Origin of the sequence: Pseudomonas sp. MF6394 (assembly GCF_002018845.1) — a bacterium.
Lineage (GTDB): Bacteria > Pseudomonadota > Gammaproteobacteria > Pseudomonadales > Pseudomonadaceae > Aquipseudomonas > Aquipseudomonas lactis.
Map to the genome: position 1 here is coordinate 46,482 of NZ_MVOJ01000031.1, position 22,381 is coordinate 68,862.

General features: G+C 62.4%; 20 protein-coding genes. 6 read left to right on the forward strand and 14 right to left on the reverse strand.

Going from position 1 to position 22,381, the window contains the following annotated elements:
• Positions 1-205: 205 nt before the first annotated feature.
• A complete protein-coding gene (locus MF6394_RS25545) occupies positions 206-2,947 on the reverse strand; it encodes a PAS domain-containing sensor histidine kinase (protein ID WP_078467820.1) in 2,742 nt (913 codons plus the stop codon).
• Positions 2,944-3,381, reverse strand: coding sequence for a TadE/TadG family type IV pilus assembly protein (locus MF6394_RS25550; RefSeq protein ID WP_003188217.1), 438 nt, complete (start codon positions 3,379-3,381; stop codon positions 2,944-2,946). The genes MF6394_RS25545 and MF6394_RS25550 overlap by 4 nt, the downstream gene beginning before the upstream one ends.
• Before the next feature lie 71 nt (positions 3,382-3,452).
• Between MF6394_RS25550 and MF6394_RS25555 the strand changes: the two genes are divergently transcribed.
• Together MF6394_RS25555 and MF6394_RS25560 are read left to right on the forward strand one after the other, a co-directional pair.
• A complete protein-coding gene (locus tag MF6394_RS25555; RefSeq protein ID WP_078467821.1) occupies positions 3,453-3,956 on the forward strand; it encodes a prepilin peptidase in 504 nt (167 codons plus the stop codon).
• Positions 3,957-4,027: 71 nt separating this feature from the next.
• Positions 4,028-4,813: a response regulator transcription factor gene (locus tag MF6394_RS25560; protein WP_078467822.1), complete on the forward strand. Its 786-nt coding sequence runs from the start codon at positions 4,028-4,030 to the stop codon at positions 4,811-4,813.
• A 115-nt stretch (positions 4,814-4,928) separates the two neighbouring features.
• Here the strand turns inward: MF6394_RS25560 and MF6394_RS25565 are convergent, their stop codons facing one another.
• Genes MF6394_RS25565 through cpaB form a run of 8 tightly spaced genes read right to left on the reverse strand, consistent with a single transcriptional unit; the run spans position 4,929 to position 12,352 of the window.
• Entirely contained in the window at positions 4,929-5,198 is a 270-nt protein-coding gene (locus MF6394_RS25565; RefSeq protein WP_047712481.1) for a DUF3613 domain-containing protein, read from the reverse strand.
• Positions 5,199-5,208: 10 nt separating this feature from the next.
• Complete coding sequence (locus tag MF6394_RS25570; RefSeq protein ID WP_044271138.1) at positions 5,209-5,934, reverse strand: tetratricopeptide repeat protein; 726 nt, start codon at positions 5,932-5,934, stop codon at positions 5,209-5,211.
• A 10-nt stretch (positions 5,935-5,944) separates the two neighbouring features.
• Positions 5,945-6,832, reverse strand: coding sequence for a type II secretion system F family protein (locus MF6394_RS25575; protein WP_078467823.1), 888 nt, complete (start codon positions 6,830-6,832; stop codon positions 5,945-5,947).
• Between the two features lies 1 nt (position 6,833).
• Positions 6,834-7,715, reverse strand: coding sequence for a type II secretion system F family protein (locus MF6394_RS25580; RefSeq protein WP_044271143.1), 882 nt, complete (start codon positions 7,713-7,715; stop codon positions 6,834-6,836).
• Between the two features lie 9 nt (positions 7,716-7,724).
• Positions 7,725-8,996 (reverse strand): CpaF family protein, encoded by a 1,272-nt coding sequence (locus MF6394_RS25585; RefSeq protein WP_044271145.1) that lies wholly within the window; start codon positions 8,994-8,996, stop codon positions 7,725-7,727.
• Complete coding sequence (locus MF6394_RS25590) at positions 8,993-10,186, reverse strand: AAA family ATPase (RefSeq protein ID WP_003188228.1); 1,194 nt, start codon at positions 10,184-10,186, stop codon at positions 8,993-8,995. Before MF6394_RS25590 ends, MF6394_RS25585 begins: the two co-directional genes overlap by 4 nt.
• Positions 10,183-11,388, reverse strand: a complete 1,206-nt coding sequence (locus MF6394_RS25595; RefSeq protein WP_044271148.1) for a type II and III secretion system protein family protein — start codon at positions 11,386-11,388, stop codon at positions 10,183-10,185. The genes MF6394_RS25590 and MF6394_RS25595 overlap by 4 nt, the downstream gene beginning before the upstream one ends.
• Positions 11,389-11,407: 19 nt before the next feature.
• A complete protein-coding gene (gene cpaB / locus MF6394_RS25600) occupies positions 11,408-12,352 on the reverse strand; it encodes a Flp pilus assembly protein CpaB (protein ID WP_044271150.1) in 945 nt (314 codons plus the stop codon).
• A gap of 337 nt (positions 12,353-12,689) precedes the next feature.
• Between cpaB and MF6394_RS25605 the strand changes: the two genes are divergently transcribed.
• Both MF6394_RS25605 and MF6394_RS25610 read left to right on the forward strand, forming a co-directional pair.
• Positions 12,690-12,887, forward strand: coding sequence for a Flp family type IVb pilin (locus tag MF6394_RS25605; protein WP_078467824.1), 198 nt, complete (start codon positions 12,690-12,692; stop codon positions 12,885-12,887).
• Positions 12,888-12,940: 53 nt separating this feature from the next.
• Complete coding sequence (locus tag MF6394_RS25610) at positions 12,941-13,345, forward strand: response regulator (RefSeq protein WP_078467825.1); 405 nt, start codon at positions 12,941-12,943, stop codon at positions 13,343-13,345.
• Between the two features lie 383 nt (positions 13,346-13,728).
• Here the strand turns inward: MF6394_RS25610 and MF6394_RS25615 are convergent, their stop codons facing one another.
• The 4 genes from MF6394_RS25615 to MF6394_RS25630 all read right to left on the reverse strand — a co-directional run bounded on the left by MF6394_RS25615 (position 13,729) and on the right by MF6394_RS25630 (position 19,947).
• Positions 13,729-15,411 (reverse strand): ShlB/FhaC/HecB family hemolysin secretion/activation protein, encoded by a 1,683-nt coding sequence (locus MF6394_RS25615; protein WP_044271155.1) that lies wholly within the window; start codon positions 15,409-15,411, stop codon positions 13,729-13,731.
• Between the two features lie 186 nt (positions 15,412-15,597).
• The gene (locus MF6394_RS25620) at positions 15,598-17,442 is read right to left on the reverse strand and encodes a collagen-like triple helix repeat-containing protein (RefSeq protein WP_078467826.1); all 1,845 of its coding nucleotides are present in this window, start codon (positions 17,440-17,442) and stop codon (positions 15,598-15,600) included.
• Between the two features lie 301 nt (positions 17,443-17,743).
• Positions 17,744-18,592: a MaoC family dehydratase gene (locus MF6394_RS25625; protein WP_078467827.1), complete on the reverse strand. Its 849-nt coding sequence runs from the start codon at positions 18,590-18,592 to the stop codon at positions 17,744-17,746.
• A 2-nt stretch (positions 18,593-18,594) separates the two neighbouring features.
• Positions 18,595-19,947, reverse strand: coding sequence for a 3-oxoacyl-ACP reductase (locus MF6394_RS25630; protein ID WP_044271161.1), 1,353 nt, complete (start codon positions 19,945-19,947; stop codon positions 18,595-18,597).
• A 113-nt stretch (positions 19,948-20,060) separates the two neighbouring features.
• On the opposite strand from MF6394_RS25630, the gene MF6394_RS25635 reads away from it, so the two are divergent.
• Positions 20,061-21,338, forward strand: a complete 1,278-nt coding sequence (locus MF6394_RS25635; protein ID WP_069558030.1) for an acetyl-CoA C-acetyltransferase — start codon at positions 20,061-20,063, stop codon at positions 21,336-21,338.
• A gap of 134 nt (positions 21,339-21,472) precedes the next feature.
• Positions 21,473-22,372: a PA4780 family RIO1-like protein kinase gene (locus tag MF6394_RS25640; protein ID WP_003188241.1), complete on the forward strand. Its 900-nt coding sequence runs from the start codon at positions 21,473-21,475 to the stop codon at positions 22,370-22,372.
• The last annotated feature ends 9 nt before the right edge of the window (positions 22,373-22,381 follow it).

Genomic DNA, 22,381 nt, shown 5'->3' on the forward strand with positions numbered 1-22,381 from the left:
GTGTGCCCGTAATCCGCCAGTGATTTGGGGGGCCGCCGCCACGCGCCATCCATGGCGCGGGGCGGCTAAACCGGCATCCCTGCCGGTTTACCCCCCAAATCCCTGGCGAATTCCGGCCAGCGTGGTTTAACGGGGCGCCTGAGATCAAGATCACAAGCAGATCAAGATCAAGAGCGGCTCGCTTGGCATCGTGGTTAGCGTTGAATTAGTTCTGCGCGACGGGGAGTTCGATGCAGAATCTCGCGCCGGCCTCGCCGTTGGTAACGCTCAGGCGTCCGCCCATGTTTTCCACAATCCCATAGCTCACCGAGAGGCCCAGCCCGGTCCCCACGCCTATCGGTTTGGTGGTAAAGAACGGCTCGAAAATCCGCTCCAGCAGGCGCGGGTCTATCCCGCCGGCGTTGTCTTCGACCCAGATGCGTACATGGCGGCTGTCGTGCTCGCTGTGCAGGGCAATCCAGGGGCGCAGGGCAGGGTCTTTTTCTCGCTGGCTGAGCAGGGCGTCGCGGGCGTTGACCATCAGGTTGATCAGTACTTGTTCCAGTTGGTCGACATAGCCTTTGACCTGTACCGAGAAGTCGGTAGGGCTGATGCGCACGTCTACACCTTTGCCGCGCAGGCCTTCGCTGAGCAGGGAGAGGGTGCCCTCCAGTGCCTGCGCCGGGTCGAAGGGTTGCTGCTCGATTTCCGGGCGGCGGCCGAAGACGCGCATGTGGTCGACCACTCGTGCGGCGCGTTGTACCTGGGCGTCGATGCGTTGCAGTTTTTCCGTGAGGTAGTCGATTTGCGCGTCGCCATTGCCCAGGCGTTTGAGCACATTGGCGATGGCCATGCGCATCACGTTCAGCGGCTGGTTGATTTCATGGGCCAGGCCGGTGGCCATTTCGCCGAGGGTGGCCATTTTTGCGCTTTGGGTCAGTTGTTGCTGGGAGCGACGCACTTCGGTGTTGTCGCGGCCCACGGCTTGCACTTCGATCAGGGCGCCTTGTTCATCGAAGACGCCGCGGTCCGACCACACCCACCAGGCATGTTCGCGCCCCGGCAGTTGCAGGCTGATTTCCGCGGTGCTCACCGGGAATTCCGGGGTCAGTTGCTGGATGCGCTGCACAAAGGCGGCGCGTTGTTCATCCGACAGCCACTGGCCCAGGTTGATGCCTGGCAATTGCTCGGGCCGGCATTCCAGGTAATTGGCCAGCGGCGTGTTGCCGAAGGTGAGGATCAGGTCGGGGCGGTAGCGGCAGATCATCGCGGGCGAGTCTTCCACCAGGATGCGGTAGCGCTCCTCGCTCTGGCGCACCTGCTCGGCGGCCAGGGTCGCCTCGGTGACGTCCAGCCACAGGCCTACGGCTTCCACCGGCAGGCCGAGGTCGTCGCGCAACAGCTTGGCTTCGTCGAGCAGCCAATGGTAGTTGCCTTGTTTGTCGCGCAGGCGGTAGCGGCTGCGCACGTTGCCTTCGCGCAGCAGTTGGCGGGTGCGTTCGAAGTAGTGTTCACGGTCGTCGGGGTGGATCAGCGCTGCCAGGGTGTCGTGGTTGCAATCGGCCAAGGTCCAGCCCAGCAACGGCAACAGGCTGGCGCTGAAGAACGCCGGGTGCAGCGCGCCGTTGACGTAGCGCTGCACGTAAATAACGGCCGGTGAGCTGGCGATCAGGTTGTCCAGGCGCGCATGGGCGGCGGCGGCTTGCAGTTGTTGGTTCTGGATGTCGCTGATGTCGAGCATGAAGCCGATCCAGCGTCGTTCATTGCCGGCGCCCAGTACTTGGCCTTGTATGCGGTACCACAGGGGCGACTGCTCGGACTCGGTGCGTTGCAGGCGCACGCTGGTCAGCAACGGCTTGCCCAGGGCTTGCAGGTCTTGCAGGCGGCTGTTGAGGGCCTGGCGGTCGGCGGGGTGGATGAGTTCGAGCCAGGTGCCGAGGGGTTGGCGGGTGGGGCCGTCGTCCAGGCTCAGGTTGCGCAGCAATTGTGGCGCCAGTTGGATTTCCTGGGTGACGGGCAACAGTTCCCACCAGCCAGTGCCGAGCAGGCCTTGCAGGGCTTCCACGCGTTCCAGTTGCTGGTGGTGACGCTGTTCGCGCAGGCGGCCCAGCAGCGGCGCGGCGAGTGCTGCGCACAGGTTCAGCCAGTCACGCTCGCCGGTGTGGTGTGCCTGGCCGTTATAGAAACCACACAGCAGCCACGCGGCGGCGCCATGGCTGTCGCGGTACGGCACCAGGAAACCGTCGGCATTGCCAAACACACTGCGCAGGCGCGGGTTGTCGCTGCGGCCCTGGGCAATGTCCAGGCTCAGTGGCGTGTTGCCGTTGATGCTGTCCAGGCTGGTGCCCAGATGCTGCCCGGTTTGCCACAAGGCTGGGGCGTCGTGGGCAGCGTATTGGCTGTAGATGCGCCAGCCCTGGTCATCCTCATCGAGCAGTGCCATGGCGACGCAGGGGATGCTCCAGCGCTGGGCCACGCTGCGCAGGTGTTCGCTGAACACGTGATGCAGGCGGCTGAAACTGCAAACGCGCAGCTGTTCGCTCATCAGGGCGGCGAGTTGGTGGTTTTGTTCGCGTTGCTGCACCCGTGCCCGGTCGGCAAGCAGGTCAGTGATGTCCAGCAGGTGCAGGGCCCAGGCGTCGCCCTCCGGCTCGAGCCAGCCGCGGGTATGCAGGACCTGGCCGGCGGCGCCCTGGAAGTCCAGATCCAGGCCGTGTCGTTGCCACTCCTGCGGCGTGCCCTCGACACTCAGCGCGCTGTCGGCACACAGCAAGGTCTGCAAGGGTGGGTTGGGCGCATTGGCAAGATGCTGGGCAAGCAAAGGCCTCAAGGCGCCCGTGATGCTCAGCACCCGGCCCAGGTTGTCCAGTTGCACTTGCAGGCCCGGCGCGGGCGTCGTTGGCGCGTCCAGAGCCAGGGCGCTGGTAAGCCCGCGCAGGCGTGCGAACAATTTATCCCCTGTCGTCAAAACTGAAGGCTCGAGGTGGCGGTGAGGTTGGTGGGCAGGTTGGGTACGGTACCCACCCCAGGCAACACCAGGGCCGGCAAGACCGCTTTGATATTGGCCGAGGGGTAGGTGATCTTCACCGTCAGCAAATTATTGGTGTAGGTGGCGGTGATATAGCCGGGCAAGAACTTCAATGAGCCGGGGATCCAGTTCAACTGGGCCTGGGCTGCATCCTTGGCGCGTTGCACAACCAGGGCCGAATAGCCGGCGGTGCTGGGGTCCAGGGACACACTGCGGCGTACCCCTTCGGCGGCCGCTTGGTGAAATGACTGCATCAACAGCAGCGGCAAGCTGTAGCTGAGCATGCCGTAGAACACCGCAAAGAAAATCACGAAGACCAAGGCAAACTCGATCGCCGCAGCACCTTTTTGCTTTCTCGGGAGGCTCGATTTCATGACTGCGTCTACCCTGAGGCGAGTACTTGATATCAGCATAGAATCATTCAGCCAAAAGGGATGTTTTTTACGTGATCCAGACGCTAGTGATTGTGCTGTGGTTGGGCGTATGTGCCGTGCAGGATATTCGCCAGCGCCAGATTGCCAATACGTTGACCCTGGGCGTCGGGATGCTGGCGTTGATTTACCTGCTGTGGGCGGGGTCGACGTGGCTGGGCGCGCCCCGCAGCGAGGGCGGCCTGGCCCTGGCTTTGGCGCTGGTGCTGACCTTCCCGGGCTATGCGTTGGGCCGCTTTGGCGCAGGGGATGTGAAGTTGCTCGCCGCCCTGGCGCTGGCCTCCAATATCGAGTACCTGCTCGGGGCGCTGATCGGTGCGGGCATCGCCATGGTGGCCTGGACACTTATGCATCAAGGGCTTAGCTCAAACCGCGTTGAACGGGCAGGGCCAGCGTCAACAAAACAGCCCTTTGCGCCCTTCGTTTTGACAGGTTTTGCTGGCAGCTGGTTTTGGATCCATCAGTCGCACGAGTTGATTAATGCTATGTACATAGTCGGAAAGTACGTCTACGTTTAATGAGTAGTTGTGTAGGAATTTTCGTCAGAAAGGATAGGTCATCATTTGGCTTGCCAGGCATGGAGTAGCGCGTGAACAAGCTTACGTCTGCAGTAAAAGTGCTCGTAGTCGACGATCAACCTTTAATCGTAGAGGAGCTCTGTGAATTTCTTGAAAGCAGCGGGTACCGTTGTGTCCCGTGCGAGTCCAGTGAGCAAGCTGTCCAGCGTTTCAAGGAAGACCTTCAGATTGGTTTAGTGCTGTGTGACCTGCATATGCCGGACATGGACGGCATCGAGCTGGTGCAGGCGCTGCAACGGATCGCCGGTAAACATCGTGCGTTCGAAGCGATCATGCTCACCGGGCGCGCCGACAAGCAGGATGTGATCAAGGCCCTGCGTGCAGGTATCGCCGATTACTACCAGAAGCCGATCAACCTCGATGAATTGCTCGAAGGCCTCAAGCGCCAGGAAGCGGCCTTGGAGGAACGGCAAAAAGACCTGCAACTGGGCACGCTCAACCAGAAGTTGCAGTACCTGTCCGAATCCATCAACGACTTGTATATGGACTTGGACAAGGTGCGCCGCAACCCGACGCCCCAGGACCATGACGGGGACCCTTCGGCCGATGACGCCGGGCCGGTGGAGATCCCGGCGATCTTCAATCAACTGTCACCGCGCCAGTTGGACGTGGCCCGCCTGGTGGGCAAGGGCCAGACCAACTACCAGATTGCCTGTGAGCTGGGGATTACCGAGAACACGGTCAAGCTGTATGTGTCCCAGGTATTGCGCCTGACCCATATGCATAACCGCACGCAGTTGGCGCTGGCGTTGTCACCGAACAACTCGGCGATGCGCCAGCGGGTCACGGCGCACTAGAACCGCCCTACTGTAGGAGCGAGCTTGCTCGCGAAAAACACCTAGACAACGCGGTTACCCAGGATGCACGCGTTATCGTTGACGTTTTTCGCGAGCAAGCTCGCTCCTACAGTGGTCATTTGCTGCCCTGCGCAGTGCCGCCGACTTTCTGATCAAAGAACTCCGGGATCGGGTGCTTGTTGCTGTCCAGCCAACGCTTGAGCGCCTGCTCGCGTTCTGCCGGCGTGGTTTTTTGCGGGTTGGCCGAGGCTGCTCGACCGCTCAGTTGCAGCGCCATCCAGTTTTCCGTTTCTGCCTGCCGGGGTGAAGACGGCCCCGCTTCGATGGCCGAAGCGAGAAGGGGCAGGGCCAGGCAGGCAAGGCCGGCGAGGTAATGGAATTTCATCATCGACTCCTTATTTCACAGAGGCCGGCAGCGTGTCGCTGACCACCGCTACCTGATCTTTGACTGGACGCTGCGGTGCCGTGCCAGCCTCCTTGAGGTGTTGCGCCCGCGCCTGGGCCCGGGTCACCTGCTCGGGGCTCAAGCCGAGTTGGCCGACCACTTTCGCGGCTTGCTCCCAGTTGTCTTGGTAGATCAGTAACGTCACCAGGTTGACCGCCGCCAGTTGATCGCTCTGCTTGAGCTCGATGGCGGTCATGAATTCAAAGCGTGCGTCTTCCAGGCGCCGTTGGTCGAGGTAGACCACGCCCAGGTCATTGCGGATTTTTTCGTCGGTGGGCGCCAGCCGTGCCGCGCGTTGCAGGTGGGCCATGGCCTGGCCGTTGTCGCCCTTGGCCGATGCCAGTTGCCCCAGGCCGTGCTCACCGTCGGCGGCCAGGCAAGTGCCCAGCAGGCTGCGGTACAACGGCTCGGCGTCAGGGCGGCCCAGCAAGCGATAGGCACGGGCCTGGCGTTGACGAACCTGGGGCAGGGTGCTGGGTAGGTTTTGCAGGTTGGCGAGGCTGGCGTGCAGCTTGCCTTCGTTGGCCATGTCATCGGCCAGGTTCAGCGACAGCTCCTGGTCGGAGCTGGGCTTGGGGCAACTGCCCGGTGCCAGCAACCCGGCCCACGGAACCTGGCCATTGCTGGCACAGCCGCCCAGCATCAGCAGGCTCAAGGCGACGATCAGTGGTTTCATGGCAGGCTCCTCAAAAGTTATTCAAGGCTCGGGAAATGGCGATCATCGCCGGCCCCCCAAGCACGATCAGCAAGGCGGGAAACAGGAATACCATCATCACCACGGACATCTTCGCGGACATCTTCGAGATGTATTCCTGCAGACGGGTCAGGCGGCGGTCGTCGAGCAACTGCTTGAGGGCCAGCAAGGATTTCATCGCGCCGCCGCCCTGGTGGATCAACTGCTGAAGAATGATGCAGGTGTCGGTGAACTCATCCACGGCCAGCAGGCGTGCGGTCTTGCCCAACTCTTCGGACAGCTCCAGGCCAGAGTCGACCCTTACCAGGATCAGGCGCAGTTCATGGGTCAGGTCCGGCAGCAAGCGCTGGGCTTCGGTGCTCAACACCCGCAGCGATTGCTCAACCGCCATACCGGACTCGAACAGGATGCGCAGCAACGGAATGAAGGTGGAAATTTCCCGCGCGATGCGCTCCTGGCGGTATTTCGCGCTGAGGGCCAGGATGCGCTTGGGCAGCAGGTAACCGATGCCCAGGGCAATCGCCGGGGCAATCCAGGGCGAGCCAGCATGGGGAAACAGCAGTTGCTGGCCGAGCAGGGTCGAGCCCAGCAGCACGACGGGCACGCCGATCTGGAAAGCGGCAAACATGGAGCGCTGGTTGGCTTTGCGCCAGCCGACGCGGTTGAGCAGGGTCTGGGTTTCGTTGTCCAGGCTGACCGAGCGCTGGGCCACGGCGCGGGCGCCCAATTGGCGCATCAGGCTGCCGAGCTTGTCCTCGCGGGCCAGTTGGCCTTGCAGGCGTTGGCTGACCAGGCGTTGACGGCGCCGTTGCTCCAGCAGGTTGCCGACGATCAGGGCGACGGCGGCGAGCGACAACAGGATGCAGATCAGGATGGCCATCTCAGATACTCCGCAGCATGCGCCACATGACGAAGGTGCCCGTGATGTCGAGCGCCGCCGCGGCCAGCAGCAGGTAGCGCCCGGTACCGTCGTTCCACATGCTCATCAGGTAGCCCGGGTTGACCATCAAAAAGTAGCCGACCATGGCGATGGGCAAGCCCGCCAACACATAGGCGGTCATGCGCGTTTCGCCGGTCATGGCCTTGAGTTGGCGCGCACCCTGTTCGCGCTCGCGGATCATCTTGATCAGGTTTTCCAGCAGCTCGCTGGCGTTGCCGCCGTAGCGGTGGTTGACCTTCAGGCCCAGGGCAAACAGGCGGAACTCATCGCGCTCGTAAAACTCGGCAAAGTCGCTGACCGACTCCGGCAGGCTCACGCCCATTTGCACGTTGCGCTGGATGCGGCTCATGGCCTGTTTGAGCGGCGCTTCGGTGCTGTCGATCGCGCCCAGCACGGCGTCCGCCAGGGTGCGCCCGGACTTGAGGCTGCGCACGCTGTGGTCCAGCAGTTGCGGTAATTGTTCGATCATGCGCTGCACCCGCCGTTGGTAGCGCCAGGCGATATACACTCGCAGCAGCAACGGCGGCATGGTCAGCATCACCAGCAGGCCCAGCCCGCCGGCCAGCAGGTAACCCAGCAACATGCCCACCGCCCAGCCACTCAACCACAACCCCAGGCGGTCGGTGGGCTTGCCCAGGCCGGCGCGCTGGAACATGCGCTCCAGCGCGACCCAGCTGCCGTTCGGCTCCTGGGGCACCGGCTGACCATCGGAGAGCCGCTCCAGCACCCGGTCGGTGCCGGCCTGGCGCAGCCCGCGCTGGAACAGCCAGACGGACAGGCTGATCAGCAGGACGCAAATGAGCAGCAAGACAAGTCCGGTCATGAGGCCTCTCTACAACGGCAATGCCGATTCGCGCCGCAGCTTGTCGCCGGCCGGGTTGAGCGCTTCGCGCAGGAAGCCGAAACCGGTACGGCGGTCGAGGCGGAACAGGGTGTTGGTGACATACACGTCGTCGCGCACGCCCACCACTTCCACCACCTCGCTGACGCAACGGCGCCCATCGGGCAGGCGCGTCAGTTGCACCACCACATCCAGTGCGGCGCAGATCATCTGCCGCAGGGTTTTCTCCGCCACCACACGGCCGGTCAGGCCTACCAGGGTTTCCAGGCGCAACAGCGCGTCCTGGGCATTGTTGGCGTGCACGGTGCTCATGGATCCGTCATGCCCGGTGTTCATGGCCGTCATCACGTCGAGCACTTCGACGCCACGGATCTCGCCAAGGATGATGCGGTCCGGGCGCATCCGCAGGGCGTTGCGGATCAGGTCGCTGGCCTTGACCTCGCCATGCCCTTCGGCATTGGGCGGGCGGGTTTCCAGGCGCACCACATGGGGGTGGCCCAGTTGCAGCTCGGCCACGTCTTCGATGGTGACCAGGCGTTCGTGGGGGTTGATCAATTGGCTGAGGATATTGAGCAACGTGGTCTTGCCGGTGCCGGTGCCGCCACTGATGAGGATATTGCAGCGCTTGCCCACCGCCTCCTGGAAGAACTCGAAGATGTTGTGGTCGATGGTTTGCATCGCCACCAGGTCGCTGCTCTTGAGCATGTCCTTGCGAAACTTACGGATCGACAGGCACGGGCCGTCCAGGGCAATCGGCGGGATGATCGCATTGACCCGGCTGCCATCGGGCAAGCGCGCATCGACCATCGGCGACGACTCATCCAGGCGCCTTCCGAGGGGCGCGAGAATGCGCTGCATCACGCGTTCTACATGGTGCGCATCGATAAAACGCAGGTCGCTCTGGTGGAGCACCCCGTCACGCTCGATAAACACCCGGTGCGGGCCGTTGACCAGAATCTCGGTGATCGACACATCGCGCAGCAGCACTTCCAGCGGGCCGAAGCCGGTCAGCTCATCGACGATTTCCTCAGCCAGGCGCTCCATCTCATAACGCGAGATCGCCAGGTGCATGCGCGTGATGTACTCGGCCACTTTGTCGATGACAAATTGCGCCAGGGATTGGCGCGAGCCTTCCAGCAGGTTCTGGCCCGACTCTTCGATGGCATCGATGATGTAGCGATGCAGCACCAGTTTCAGGCCGTCGTGGTCGTTGTGCGCGGCTGCCCCACGGGCCGGGGCGCCGAAGAGTTTTTCGCTGTTCATCGACTCGTCCCCAGCAAGCGTTCGAACCAGCGTGTCGAAGGTTTATCCAAGCCTTCGGTGCGTTTGGCCAGGCGCTCGCCCAGGTGGCGCAGGGCTTGGGTCAAGGCTTCACGTGGGGCCAGGGTGAACAGGCTTTGCCCCTGGTTCTTGGCGTTCAGGCGCACTTCTGGGCTCAGGGGCAGCACGGCGATGCACTCCAGGCCGAAGCTTTTTTCCAGGGCTTCGGTGTCGGGGGCACAGCCTTTGATGTAGCGATCGACGAGCAGCTTGGCATGGTCGAGCTTCATGCCTTTTTCGCGCCACAGGTTCAGCACCGCCAGGTTACGCCGACAGTCGAGCACGCCCTGGTCGGTGCACCACAGCAACTTGTCGCAGTGGCTGACAAAGGTGCGCAGGGCTTCGCTGTCGGCTTGCCCGGTGAGGTTGACCACGATGTGCTGGAAGTGCTGGCGCAAGGCGCTGAGCAACATGTACAGCTCGGCGGCGCTGGTCATTTCCAGGGGCTCATCGCTGGCGGCGTAGGCGAGGATGCGCAGGCCATCGTCGGTGCTGGTGAACGCGCTGTTGATCAGGGTGGCGTCCAGGCGGCGCAGGTGGCGCAAGGCGTCGCCGAAATTGAAGGTGCTGTCCAGGCCCAGCAGCGCCAGGCTGTCACCCTTGGGCAGGCCGAGGTCGAGCATCAGCGTCTGCTGGCCACTCTTTTGCACCACCATTGCCAGGTGGCTCGCCAGCAGGGCGCCATCGGTATTGCCCTGGGCGCCGTAGAGCACGGTGAGGCCGCCGAGATGGGCGTTCGGCGCCGTGGGCGGCAAGCGCTTGCTCAGGCGTCGCACCAGCCCGGCCACTTCGCTGGAGCGCGAGCCATAGGCGACAAAATCCCGGGCGCCGGCACGCATGGCGTTGAGTACCAACTGGTTATCCATGCCGTCGCCCAAGGCCACCACCGCCAACATCGGCTTGGCTTCCAGGGCGCCTTCGATCAAGGCGCTCTGGGCCACCAGGTGTTCACGGTCCAGACCCACGAACACCAAGTTGGCGAAGGTCACGTCCACCAGTGCCAGCAATTCATCCAGGCTGCCGCCGCCCACGCTGATCACTTGGCCAAGGGGCGCCAGCGCGCCCTGGAGCCATTCCAGGTCGGTGCTGTTGCGGGTGATTGCCAGGAAGGTCTGGCTCAGGCTATCGCTCATTGGGAAAGTCCACTGCGACGGTCGAAGTTGCCGTTTTCCAGGAAGAACAGGCGGAACCAATTCGGGTCGTAGGTGCGCAGTTTTTCGCCGGGCAGCGACGGCAACTGCGCATTGGCGGCCAGTGGCTGCACCAGATGCGGCGTGACAATCATCAGCAGTTCTTTTTCCTCACTGTTGATATTGGAGTCGCGGAAGAAAGCACCAATGATCGGGATGTCGCCCAGGCCCGGCAGCTTGGCGATGGTGGAGCGGTTGGTGCTGCTGATCAGGCCGCTGATCACGAAGCTTTCGCCGTCGGCTAACGACACGCTGGTGTCGGTGCGCCGGACGGTGAGGGCGGGTACCTGGATGCCCTGGATCCGGATCGCGTTGTTGTAATCGAGCTCGCTGACTTCCGGGGCGACTTTCAAGGCGATGCGGTTGTGGTCGATGACGGTGGGCGTGAGGGTCAGGCGAATGCCGAATTCCTTGTACTCGATGGTGATGGTATCGCTGCCGGCACTGGGCACCGGAATCGGCACTTCGCCGCCGGCCAGGAAGGTCGCGCTCTGGCCGCTCATGGCCACCAGGCTCGGGCGTGCCAGGGTGTAGGCAAAGCCGCTGCTTTCCAGGGCGTTGATCAGTGCCTTGACTCGGCCACCGCCAAACCCGATGTTGAAGTTTTCGGCGCTCACCGGCAATTTGAAGATGCCCTCTGAAGGGGACAGCAAGCTCGGGCTGCCGAGGAAAAAGTTGTTGCCCATGCCGAGGATCTTGGTGCTGGCCTCCTTGAGCTTGGTGCGGCTGACTTCGACGAAGCGGATATCGGTCTGCACCTGGCTGGGCAGCGTCGGGTCTTCGGAGGGCGACAGCGATTGGCTGGTCAGCGCCGAGGTGGCCTTGCCCTTGACGAACACCATGCTCTGGCGCGGCGTGGTCGAGCAGCCGGTCCACACCATCAGGCTGGTGGCCCCGCTGCCGACACCGGTGAGCAGGAAGTGGCGGTCGCCGTTGACCCGCACGTCGGCGATTTTCGGGTCGCCGATGGCCAGGCGCGTAATCGCTACCGGCGATTGCAGCTCGGTTTGCAAGCCTTCGCCCACCTCGATCACGGCGGGCAACTGGCCCAGGGCGTTGCAGCTGCCCGATGCGCCCATCGCCATGCCCAGGGGCAGGCACGGCAGCATCAAGGCCAAGGCCAATTGAGCGTAGCGTTGGCTCATTCAAGGCATCCTTGTTCAATCAGGGGGTAGGTTGTGCTGCCGCTGCGCCGCGAATCACTTCGACGCCCCGACGTTGGCCGGTGTCGGCCACCGCGGGGGTGATTTTTTTCGGCGGGCCGCTGAGGGCCAATTGGGTGAATTGGTAGAGATCGCGGTTGGCGCTTTGCACCTTGTCTGGCGTGTCGCTTTCGCCGGCCCAGTAGCGGCTTAGCAGTTGTTCGTCGGCACTGCGCACGGCCAGGCGCAGCGTGCCGGCTTGGGAGGCGAGCATCAGCCGGCTCAGCAAGGGTTCGGGCACCGCCAGCACCACACTGCGCGCGGCGGTGCGACGTTGGGCCGCCTGGGCACGTTCTTCGGCGGTGGCGGGTGGCGGTACCGCCGGGGTGCCGTCGTTGGCCAAGCCCAACTGATCACCGACGCTGAGCAGGCGAATTGCCGGGATGACCACCTGCGCCGACTGCTCGGCATTGGCATTGTCCTGGCGCAAGAACAGCAAGACATCCACGTAATCGCCGGGGCTCAACTGGCCACCGGCTCCGATGACCTCATCGACGGCGACGGCCAGCGCTCGTTCGTTTGTACGAATCATGCGGGCCAGGGGGCCGCCGGCGGTGAAGCTCTCATCATTGAGCCAGGTGCCGGCACCCAGGGCCCGCAAGGGCGTGCGGCCGATGGCCTGGTCAACGCTGGTCAGACTGCCAGCCGGCACGGTGCGCAGTTTTTCCACGGCGACATCGGCAGCCGTGAGGGGCACAAAAGGCGCAACCGCATGCACCAGCACCACGACCGGCTGGCGGGTCTGGTCTTCCACGACGGCAACGGTTTTTTCAACGGAAATGACAGGTGCTGGCGAGGGCGCTACGGAGGGTGCCGGTGGACGACTCAGCACCAGGCCCCAATACCCTGCAACCAGGGCTCCGATAAGCAGCAAGCCAGCCAGGACCATGCTGATACGACTGTTCATGACGGCGCTCCCTATCCTGTTGCACTGCTTTTATTCCCGTTAATCCAAACGAGTTAAATTCGCAACTGGGCTGTGATGAACAACTAACGATTTGGCTATTTGAAGGTAGCCCAGCTAGGACAAATTGCCATTACTGAATGAAAAATTTATCTGCGCGGTTAAAGCGGGGCCTGTAAATAACGGATTTGTGGGGCTGGCGGGGTGACTAATACTTTGTGATTAATTCGTTCTTACAGTTGTGAGTGTTAAATTTGTTGACAATGCTCTAGTGGCACACGGCAATCATTGTGCGGGCCAGCTGTATCGGCGCTTTGTGGCGCATGAAGGAGACCTCAATATGATCCTTGACCTGTTCTTGAAATTTTACATTCACGCTCAGTTATTCCTGCGCCGTAGAGACGGGGCGTCAGCCATTGAATATGTGATTATTGTGGCGATAGTTGCGTTGGTCATCGTTGGTTTCGGTTCAGAGATTGGAGACAAGATAAAGGGTATCTTTCAAAAAATTTCTGATGAGCTGCCGGATGCGGCTTAACCGTAATTGCTGTACGTATTTGTCCCGGTGATTCTTTTTATCAGGTACCGCCCATGACTCACCCTTCGTCATCCCGCCAAAAAATCCTATTGGTGGATGACGAGGAGGATGCGCTGGTCGAGTTGGCCGAATCCCTCGAAAACGAGGGATTCGTCTGTTTCACCGCGAACTCCGTCACCTTTGCCTTGCAAGAATTGACACTTCACCCTGATATCGCCCTGGTCATCACCGATCTGCGCATGCCCGAGGAAAGCGGTATCTCCTTGATCAAGCGCCTGCGCGAACACACCTCACGTTCGCAGTTGCCTGTGATCGTGATGTCGGGTCATGCAGAAATGGATGATGTCAGCGATATGCTGCGCTTGCAGGTGCTGGATCTGTTTCGCAAGCCTATCTACCTGGTGCGCTTGCTCGATACCCTCAACAACCTGTTTCCCCTCTCTACACCTGGTCGGTAACGGACCGGCACCGCTTATTAAATGTGGGAGCTGGCTTGCCTGCGATAGCGGTGGTTCAGTTAAAGATTCATTGACTGACACACCGCCTTCGCGAGCAAGCCCGCTCCCACATTTGGCTCGTGGGGTGCCAGGCACTTAGTCGTCGACTGTCCGGCCCTCATCGCAGGCAAGCCAGCTCCCACAGTTTGATTGCGTGGGCTCAGGTAGAGGGGGTTCGGCTGTCAGGCCGCCGGGATCTAATGCCAGGCACTCATTCTGTGAGCAACACAGACCCGTGTGGGAGCTGGCTTGCCTGCGATAGCGGTGGTTCAGTTAAAGACTCATTGACTGATACACCGCCTTCGCGAGCAAGCCCGCTCCCACATAAGCTCCTCGCCATAGCTTCACAGCTGATAACTGAAGCTCAGCGTATACCGCGGCCTGCGGTTAAAGCTGTCCAGGGCGATATCCGACATGGGCTTGGCCGCCTCCAGTGCGATGTTGTAGTACTTCTTGTCGCCAAAGCGTAAACCCACCGCCGCCGAGGACATGTCGTTGGCCTTGACCGGCAGGTCGTTGAACCAGGATTTGGCGCGGTCGACCACCACATAGGGTTGCAGGATCTTCACCCAGTTGCCGGTGCGGTTGAAGCTGTAGTTGACCTCGTACGCCACCCCCCAGCCCTTGTCGCCCGAGCCTTGGTCGTCCGGGTAGCCACGGCCGAAATTCTGCCCGCCGAAGGTCACGCGTTCGCTGTCGGGCAGGGTGTTGTCGCTCCAGTACAGCGCACCGGACAGCACCCCTTGCCAGTTGTCGAAGAACTTGTCGCTTTGCACGCCGGAGAGGCGCAGGCGGAAGAAGTCGAGGTCGGGCTTGGCCACGCCCAGGTCACTGCGAGCCTTGGCGCCCAGACCGTCAATGCCCTGGTACAGGCCAGCACTGATGATGCGCAGGCGTTGCGCGTCGGCCTTGCGCCAATCGCCTTCGAAGGCCAGGGCACGCAGGTTGGATTCGATGTCGAAACTCAGCGGGAAACCCACCAGTTTGTAGCGCGTGGTCTGGTCGACCGCGTACAGGCGCGTGCCCAGGGTAAGTGACTCGGTAGGGGAGGCAATGAACGGATGGCTCAGGCCAATGGAGTAGCGGTCGATGGACTGGTGCGGCTTGAGTTCAAAGCCGCCGTCCAGTTGCACGCTGCTGTTGGGGTCGGCGCGATAGCGTTCGGCGGCGAGCGCCAGTTGGGTGCCCTCGGCGTTGATGAACTGGTTGTAGTCCACGCGGTAGTAATGCTCTTTGTCCTCGCCGGGTGGGAACAGGCCGCTCACGCTGAGCTGCTCGCCCATGGCCGTCTGGGAATTGCTGGTGGCGCTCAGCAGCGCTTGCGTGCCGCCACGGCTTTTCTGCACCAGGCTCATGCTGGTGGTGAAAGGTTTGCGGCTGGCCTGGATCTGCATATGCGTGGCGCCATCGGTGGTGCCCGGTGGTGGTACTTGCGCCTGTACGCTGAGGCCGGGGATGCGGCTCATCAGCGTGGTGTAGCGCTCGAACGTCTTGCGGGTCAGCGGGCGCTCAGCCAGGAGCTTTTGCGCGAGCTTATCGACATAGGCCGACACCGAACCGATGTCGCCGGTTTGTTGATAGTCCTTGATGTAGCCCTCCACCAGTACCACGCGGACCAGGCCGTTTTCGAAGTTCTGTTGCGGCAGGAACGCGTAGGACAGCAGGTAGCCATCCTCCTGATAACGGCGGGTGACGCCACGGGTCGCTTCGATCAGTTGCGCAAGGTTGGTTTCCCGTCCAATCAACGGCGCATACACCTGTGCCGTCTCGGCGAGCGGGTAGACCGTTCCGCCTTCGATCTGCAATTTTCGAATAGTGACCTTGGTGTCCATCAACAGGGGTTGGCCGGCAGTCGGCGGCGCCTCGGGTACCTGGGTTTTCGACGTGGGCGGTCGATAGGCGTCGGCGGGCAGGTTGGGCACCGGCAGGGTGCGGACAGTGTCGTTGCTGTTAAGAAAGCTGGGAAGGGTCTCGGCCTGGGCGTAGGCACTGAGGGTGAGCAATAACAACGGCGTCAACACGCGCATAGGACACTCCATGGTCAACTGCAGCAGCGCTTCGGGCCCGCCGAGTTCTGGGACTCGGTTCGGGAGGGTGGCGAGTGATAAAGCGTGTCGCCGCCCATAAAAAAGACGAGAGACTTATTAAAGGTCTCTCGTCTCAACCAAGCGTAGGCGCTGTAGGGGAGGCCGTCTAATCGGCCAGGTGCATTTCTATTTGCCGGTCAGGCCGTTCAACAAACCGCCCAGACCGCCTGTGGCTGTAGTGCCGCCTGTGGTTGTGGCCGTGCCTGTGGTGGTAGTGGTGGCGCCGATGTTCAGGCCGCCGAGCAGGCCACCGCTGGTGCCAGTGGTGCCGCCGGTTACCAGGCCTCCCACCGAGGCTACCGTACCGCCTACCGCTGTGACGGTGGTGCCTACCGCGTTGGTGATCGGGCTGGCATTGGCTGCCGTCAGGTTGGTACCCAAGCTGCTGACTGCGCCGCCGACTTGAGTCACCAAACCGTCCACCGGAGTACCGATACCGGTGGTGGTACCTACGTTTTGCGTCAGTGTGGTGACGCCGGAGGTCACGGGGTTCAAGGCGGCGCCGACAGTGGTGGATACGGTGGCGAGTGGTGCGGTGGCGCCAGTGTTGGCGACACCCGTGCCGCCGAGGACGGTACCCACCGAGGCAATGGTGCCACCCAATGCACCGCCGGTCACACCGGCTGCACTGACCGTGCCGTTGGTGTTGCCCGCATTCAGGCCGGTGCCTACGTTGGCTACCACGCCGCCGATCAACTCGGGTAGACCGGCAGCTGCGGTGCCGCCGGTTGGCGCGACATACCCGCCGGATGTATCGAGTGCACCACCGACGCCAGTCAGCACGCCGCCGACGACATTGGTCACAGGGTTGCTTGCACCACCCGCGGTAGTGACTTGAGTGCCCAGGCTCGCTACGGTGGTACCAACTTTATCCAGCACACCACTGACTGGCGTGCCCAGGCCGGTTGCCGTGCCGAGGTTGCCGGTGGTGTTTTCCACCAACGACACGACAGGCACCAACACTTGGCCGCCCAGGGTGTTGGTCAACGAACCCAGCGGGCCGGTGGTGCTGGCTGTGCTGAGGGTGTCGCCGAGCATGGTCACGGCGGTACCGACTTTATCCACGACGCCACCTACTGCAGTGCCTACACCACCTGTGAGGCCGCCAACGACGGGGACGCCCCCAAGGGTTGTCGACAACGATTGGCCGGTAGTCGACAGGCCGCCGCCCAAGTCAGCGACGCCGCCGCCGACACCTGCAACCGTAATGCCCAGCGAGTTGGTATTGGTCCCCAGGGAACCCAGACCTGTTGTAACTCCTGTACCGATGGTGGTGACCGCAGTGCCGACCGAGGTGACCAGGCCGCCTGCTGTAGTGCCGACGATTGGAACAGGGGTCAAGGCGCCTCCGAGATCACCCACTGCTGCGCCTACATTGCCTACGGTGGTGCCGAGGGTGCCGGCGATCTGGCCGGTGATCAGTGGGGTAGTGGTCGACCCTGTTCCGCCGCCAGCCCCGCCAGTCCCGCCGGTGCCACCACCAGTCCCGCCGGTACCGCCGCCAGTCCCGCCGGTGCCGCCGCCAGTCCCGCCGGTGCCACCGCCAGTGCCGCCAGTGCCACCACCAGTTCCACCCGTGCCGCCGTCAGTGCCGCCGGTGCCACCACCAGTTCCACCCGTGCCGCCGTCAGTGCCGCCGGTGCCACCACCAGTTCCACCCGTGCCGCCGTCAGTGCCGCCGGTGCCACCACCAGTCCCACCGGTACCGCCGTCAGTGCCGCCAGTGCCACCGCCAGTCCCACCGGTACCGCCGTCAGTGCCACCAGTGCCACCGCCAGTCCCGCCCGTGCCGCCGCCCGTGCCGCCGCCCGTGCCGCCATCACCGCTCCCGGCACCTGCACCCGCATCCGGCGAGGACGCCGCCACGCTGGATTTATGCCCGCCACCACCGCTGCTGCAGCCGCCCAGGCTCATTGCCAGAACGAGGGCCAGCGCGGTACTTGCTTTCCAAAACACTACTTGAGTTTTCATGATTGAGTTCCTTGCACCTGGTACAACCTTGGTTGTTTCAAACCCTCGTTATTTCTTTGGATAACGATAGGTTTGTCCGTGTTGCTATCTCAGGCCAGGGCACTCTTTCACGCAATGCTCAACTTGGTATTAACGATTTATATACACCGGGCCATCGTCGGCTTAATGACTAATACCAAAGGTGTAATGGAGGGATGTTTCAGGATGTTTATATGAGCAAAATCAAAGCGTTGTAAATAAAGGCGGACCTCGTAAGGTCCGCTATAACTTAGGGTGTATATATACAATTAATCAGGGGTTTTCAGGCAATCGGCTGCCACTTCCCAAGCATATGTTGAATATCCCCAGCGCCTTTGAGTTCCAACCCTCCGCTGGAACCGGCGGCGCTGCTCATCAATATCACTTCACTGGGCAGGCGCACCGGCTTCATGAACTCGACGTCAATTTCAATATTGGCGGCCGGCAAGTGTTCTGCCAGCGCCGCGAGGGTGCGCGCCTTGTTCCACAACCCGTGGGCGATGGCCTGGGGAAAACCGAACAGCTTGGCGGTTGGCGCACTGAGGTGGATGGGGTTGTAGTCGCCAGACACGCGGGCGTAGCGGCGGCCTATGTCAGTGGGCGCTTTCCAGCGCGTCAGTTCGGTGAGCGTGTCTGGGGTTTGCAATCCGCTCTCCAGCGCGTCGCCCGCTAGCTTCACGCCCTGACATAACATCTGGCTTTCGGCTTCCCACAGGAGCCCAAGGGCATCCTCTACAACGGTGACGATGTCAAAGGTGGCCCCCTTGGGATGGGGGCTGAGATTGCGTGCGTAAACGCCGACACTCACGTCACCCACTCCACCTAGAGCCCGATGAATACGGATGCGATTGCGCAGGTGGATCAACCCCAGCAGCGGAAATGGAAACGTCTTGTCCGTCAGCAATTGCAGTTGCAGGCCGAACGCGAGGATATGCGGATAAGTCGCCGGCAGCATCGGGCTGTCAGCAAAGCCGCACACCTTGCGGTACGCCGCAACGGCGCTGGGGTTGACACTCATCCGGCAGCGCAACCCACGTTCGGGCAATGTGCTGCCGGTGATCTTGCGCTTGAGCGCCGCACGGCAGTACAGCGGCAGTAGAGACGGGGTGCTGTCCAACGTTTGCCATTGCATGCTCACGCTCCCAGAAGACTTTGCCCACACACCCGCAGCGCCTGGCCGCTGACCGCACCGGAGCCCGGCTGGCTCAGCCAGGCGACGGCTTCGGCCACATCCTGAGGCAAGCCACCTTGGCCCAGGGAGCTCATGCGGCGCCCGGCCTCGCGCAGGGCGAAGGGAATATGCGCGGTCATCTGGGTTTCGATAAACCCGGGCGCGACGGCGTTGATGCTGATCCCACGCTCCTTCAACAGCGGCGCCCAGGCTTGAGCCAGGCCGATCAATCCGGCCTTGCTCGCGGCATAGTTGGTTTGCCCACGGTTGCCGGCAATGCCACTGATGGAGGCCAGCAATACCACCCGTGCGTTGTCTTGCAGGGTACCGCTGTCGAGCAGGGCCTTGGTCAGCACTTGCGGCGCGTTGAGGTTGACCGCCAGCACCGCGTCCCAGTATTCCGGGGTCATGTTGGCCAGGGTTTTGTCGCGGGTGATGCCGGCGTTGTGCACCAGGATGTCGAGCCCGTCTGGCAGGTGTTCAGCCAGTTGGCGGGCGGCATCTTCAGCGCAGATATCCAGCACCACCGTGCGCGCATTCAGACGCGCGGCCAGGGCTTCGAGGTCGGCCTTGGCCTGGGGCACATCGAGCACAATGACCTCGGCGCCGTCGCGGGCCAGGGTTTCGGCGATGGAGGCACCGATGCCTCGGGCGGCGCCGGTCACCAACGCCTTGCGCCCGGCCAGCGGGCGCGTCCAGTCTTGCACCGGGGTATCGCAGGCCGCCAGGCGAATCACCTGGCCGGAGATGTACGCGCTTTTGGGCGAGAGGAAAAACCGCAACGCGCCTTCCAACTGGTCTTCGGCACCTTCGCCCACGTACAGCAACTGCAGCACGCCACCGCTGCGCAACTCTTTGGCTAGGGAGCGGCTGAAGCCTTCCAGGGCGCGCTGGGCGCTGGCGGCGAACGGATCGCTGAGGCTTTCCGGCGCCCGGCCAAGGATCACCAGGTGGGCACTGTGGTCGAGGTTTTTCAGCAGCGGCTGGAAGAATTCACGCAGTTGCTTGAGCTGGTCGGTGTGCTGCAAACCGCTGGCGTCAAACACCACCGCCTTGAGCTTGGGGCCGTGCCCGGGAATCCACGCGGGCGCTGTCGAGGCTTCGGCGCCGTAGCGGTAGACGGCGTCGGTGAGTCGGTTGGCAAACGCCAGCACCTGGGTTGCCAATGCGCCACCGCCCAGCAGCAGTGCGCCTTCGACCGGGCGCAGGCGTCCGGCTTGCCAGCGTTCCAGGCGTACCGGTGACGGCAGGCCAATGGCGGCGACCAGGCGATGGCCGAGGCTTGAGTTGGCGAAGTCGATATAACGGTCAGACATGGAACGCTCTCCGAAGGCTGGGGTTCAAAGGTTGACCACCCTGGGGTGGCAGTCGTTCGATTGAGCCTAGGCTAGGCTTGATGATTCCACCCACCACCACAAGGGAGCTTTCCATGACTCAATTGCGCCGTGTAGCGATCATTGGCGGTAACCGCATTCCTTTCGCCCGTTCCAATGGCCCCTACGCCACGGCGAGTAACCAGGCGATGCTGACCGCCGCATTGGAAGGCCTGATCGAGCGCTACAACCTGCACGGCCTGCGCATGGGCGAGGTGGCCGCCGGCGCGGTGCTCAAGCATTCCCGTGATTTCAACCTGACGCGTGAATGCGTGCTCGGCTCGCGCCTGTCACCGCAAACCCCTGCGTATGACATCCAGCAAGCCTGCGGCACGGGGTTGGAGGCGGCGCTGCTGGTGGCCAATAAAATTGCCCTGGGCCAGATCGAATGCGGCATTGCCGGCGGGGTGGACACCACCTCGGATGCGCCGATTGGTGTGAATGAAGGGCTGCGCAAGTTGCTGCTCAAAGCCAACCGCAGTAAATCCATGGCGGACAAATTAAAAGTTCTGTTACAACTTCGTCCCCAGCACCTCAAGCCGGAACTGCCGCGCAACGGCGAACCGCGCACGGGTTTGTCCATGGGTCAGCACTGCGAGCTGATGGCCCAGACCTGGCAGATCCCCCGCGCCGAGCAGGACCAGCTGGCGTTGGAGAGCCATCAGAAGATGGCGGCGGCCTACGCCGAAGGCTGGCACAACGATTTGCTTACGCCCTTTCTCGGCCTCACCCGCGACAACAACCTGCGCCCCGACCTGACCCTGGAAAAACTCGCCAGCCTCAAGCCGGCCTTCGAGCGCAGCGAAAAGGGCACGCTCACCGCGGGCAACTCCACACCGCTGACCGATGGTGCCTCTCTGGTGCTGCTGGGCAGCGAGGCGTGGGCCAAGGAGCGTGGGCTACCAATCCTGGCTTACCTGCGTGATGGCGAAGCAGCGGCGGTGGATTTTGTCCACGGCGCCGAAGGCCTGTTGATGGCGCCGGTGTATGCGGTGCCACGCTTGCTGGCGCGCAACGGCCTCACCTTGCAGGACTTTGATTACTACGAAATCCACGAAGCCTTCGCCGCCCAAGTGCTGTGCACGCTCAAGGCCTGGGAAGACGCCGACTATTGCAAGACCCGCCTGGGCCTGGACGCACCGCTGGGGTCGATCGACCGCAGCCGGCTCAACGTCAAGGGCAGTTCCCTGGCGGCGGGCCATCCGTTTGCCGCCACCGGTGGGCGGATCGTCGCCAACTTGGCTAAATTGTTGGATACGGCGGGCAAGGGCCGTGGGCTGATTTCCATTTGTGCCGCCGGTGGTCAAGGCGTGACGGCGATAATCGAACGCTGATTGCCGATAAAATTGGCCCATTGAATGCATTCTGAAGGGGTCAGAGGTCAGTAGCCTCTCCCCCCGGCGAGCCGATTGCCGTATAACGAGTGCCACACGCGTGTTTGGTAATACAGGACCCACAATAAAAGCTGATGAAGACTCCTAAACGCATTGAACCCCTGATCGAAGACGGTCTGGTCGACGAAGTGCTGCGCCCTCTGATGAGTGGTAAAGAAGCAGCTGTTTATGTGGTGCGCTGCGGCAATGAATTGCGTTGCGCCAAGGTTTACAAGGAGGCGAATAAACGAAGTTTTCGTCAGGCGTCCGAATACCAGGAAGGCCGTAAGGTCCGTAACAGCCGCCAGGCGCGAGCCATGGCCAAGGGCTCCAAGTTCGGCAAGAAAGAAACCGAAGATGCCTGGCAGAACGCTGAAGTGGCGGCGCTGTTCCGCCTGGCCGGTGCGGGCGTTCGCGTGCCCAAGCCGTACGACTTTCTTGAAGGCGTGCTGTTGATGGAGCTGGTGGCCGACGAATACGGCGATGCGGCGCCGCGTCTGAATGACGTCGTGCTGGACCCGGACCAGGCGCGCGAATACCACGCCTTCCTGATCTCCCAGATCGTGCTGATGCTGTGCACCGGCCTGGTGCACGGTGACCTGTCCGAGTTCAACGTACTGCTCACGCCTACGGGCCCGGTGATCATCGACCTGCCTCAGGCGGTGGATGCGGCGGGCAACAACCACGCCTTCAATATGCTGGAGCGTGACGTCGGCAACATGGCTTCCTACTTCGGGCGTTTTGCCCCGGAGTTGAAGAAGACCAAGTACGCCAAGGAAATGTGGGCGCTGTATGAAGCCGGCACCCTGCACCCGGCCAGTGTGTTGACCGGTGAGTTCGACGAGCCGGAAGAACTGGCGGATGTGGGCGGTGTGATCCGCGAAATCGAAGCGGCGCGGCTGGATGAAGAGCGTCGCCAGGCGATTCGCGCAGCGGATGATGCGCCACCGAGCAAAGTACCGGACGAGCCACCGCCGCCGCCTTGGATGCAGTGATCTTCGGGT

Bases quoted from the DNA above. Each gene is read 5' to 3' on its own strand.
- MF6394_RS25580 (WP_044271143.1), bottom strand. From the start codon at position 7,715: ATGACCGGACTTGTCTTGCTGCTCATTTGCGTCCTGCTGATCAGCCTG.
- MF6394_RS25620 (WP_078467826.1), bottom strand. From the start codon at position 17,442: ATGAAAACTCAAGTAGTGTTTTGGAAAGCAAGTACCGCGCTGGCCCTC.
- cpaB (WP_044271150.1), bottom strand. From the start codon at position 12,352: ATGAACAGTCGTATCAGCATGGTCCTGGCTGGCTTGCTGCTTATCGGA.
- MF6394_RS25630 (WP_044271161.1), bottom strand. From the start codon at position 19,947: ATGTCTGACCGTTATATCGACTTCGCCAACTCAAGCCTCGGCCATCGC.
- MF6394_RS25585 (WP_044271145.1), bottom strand. From the start codon at position 8,996: ATGAACAGCGAAAAACTCTTCGGCGCCCCGGCCCGTGGGGCAGCCGCG.
- MF6394_RS25570 (WP_044271138.1), bottom strand. From the start codon at position 5,934: ATGAAACCACTGATCGTCGCCTTGAGCCTGCTGATGCTGGGCGGCTGT.
- MF6394_RS25575 (WP_078467823.1), bottom strand. From the start codon at position 6,832: ATGGCCATCCTGATCTGCATCCTGTTGTCGCTCGCCGCCGTCGCCCTG.
- MF6394_RS25565 (WP_047712481.1), bottom strand. From the start codon at position 5,198: ATGAAATTCCATTACCTCGCCGGCCTTGCCTGCCTGGCCCTGCCCCTT.
- MF6394_RS25615 (WP_044271155.1), bottom strand. From the start codon at position 15,411: ATGCGCGTGTTGACGCCGTTGTTATTGCTCACCCTCAGTGCCTACGCC.
- MF6394_RS25610 (WP_078467825.1), top strand. From the start codon at position 12,941: ATGACTCACCCTTCGTCATCCCGCCAAAAAATCCTATTGGTGGATGAC.
- MF6394_RS25590 (WP_003188228.1), bottom strand. From the start codon at position 10,186: ATGAGCGATAGCCTGAGCCAGACCTTCCTGGCAATCACCCGCAACAGC.
- MF6394_RS25595 (WP_044271148.1), bottom strand. From the start codon at position 11,388: ATGAGCCAACGCTACGCTCAATTGGCCTTGGCCTTGATGCTGCCGTGC.
- MF6394_RS25625 (WP_078467827.1), bottom strand. From the start codon at position 18,592: ATGCAATGGCAAACGTTGGACAGCACCCCGTCTCTACTGCCGCTGTAC.
- MF6394_RS25605 (WP_078467824.1), top strand. From the start codon at position 12,690: ATGATCCTTGACCTGTTCTTGAAATTTTACATTCACGCTCAGTTATTC.
- MF6394_RS25635 (WP_069558030.1), top strand. From the start codon at position 20,061: ATGACTCAATTGCGCCGTGTAGCGATCATTGGCGGTAACCGCATTCCT.
- MF6394_RS25640 (WP_003188241.1), top strand. From the start codon at position 21,473: ATGAAGACTCCTAAACGCATTGAACCCCTGATCGAAGACGGTCTGGTC.
- MF6394_RS25550 (WP_003188217.1), bottom strand. From the start codon at position 3,381: ATGAAATCGAGCCTCCCGAGAAAGCAAAAAGGTGCTGCGGCGATCGAG.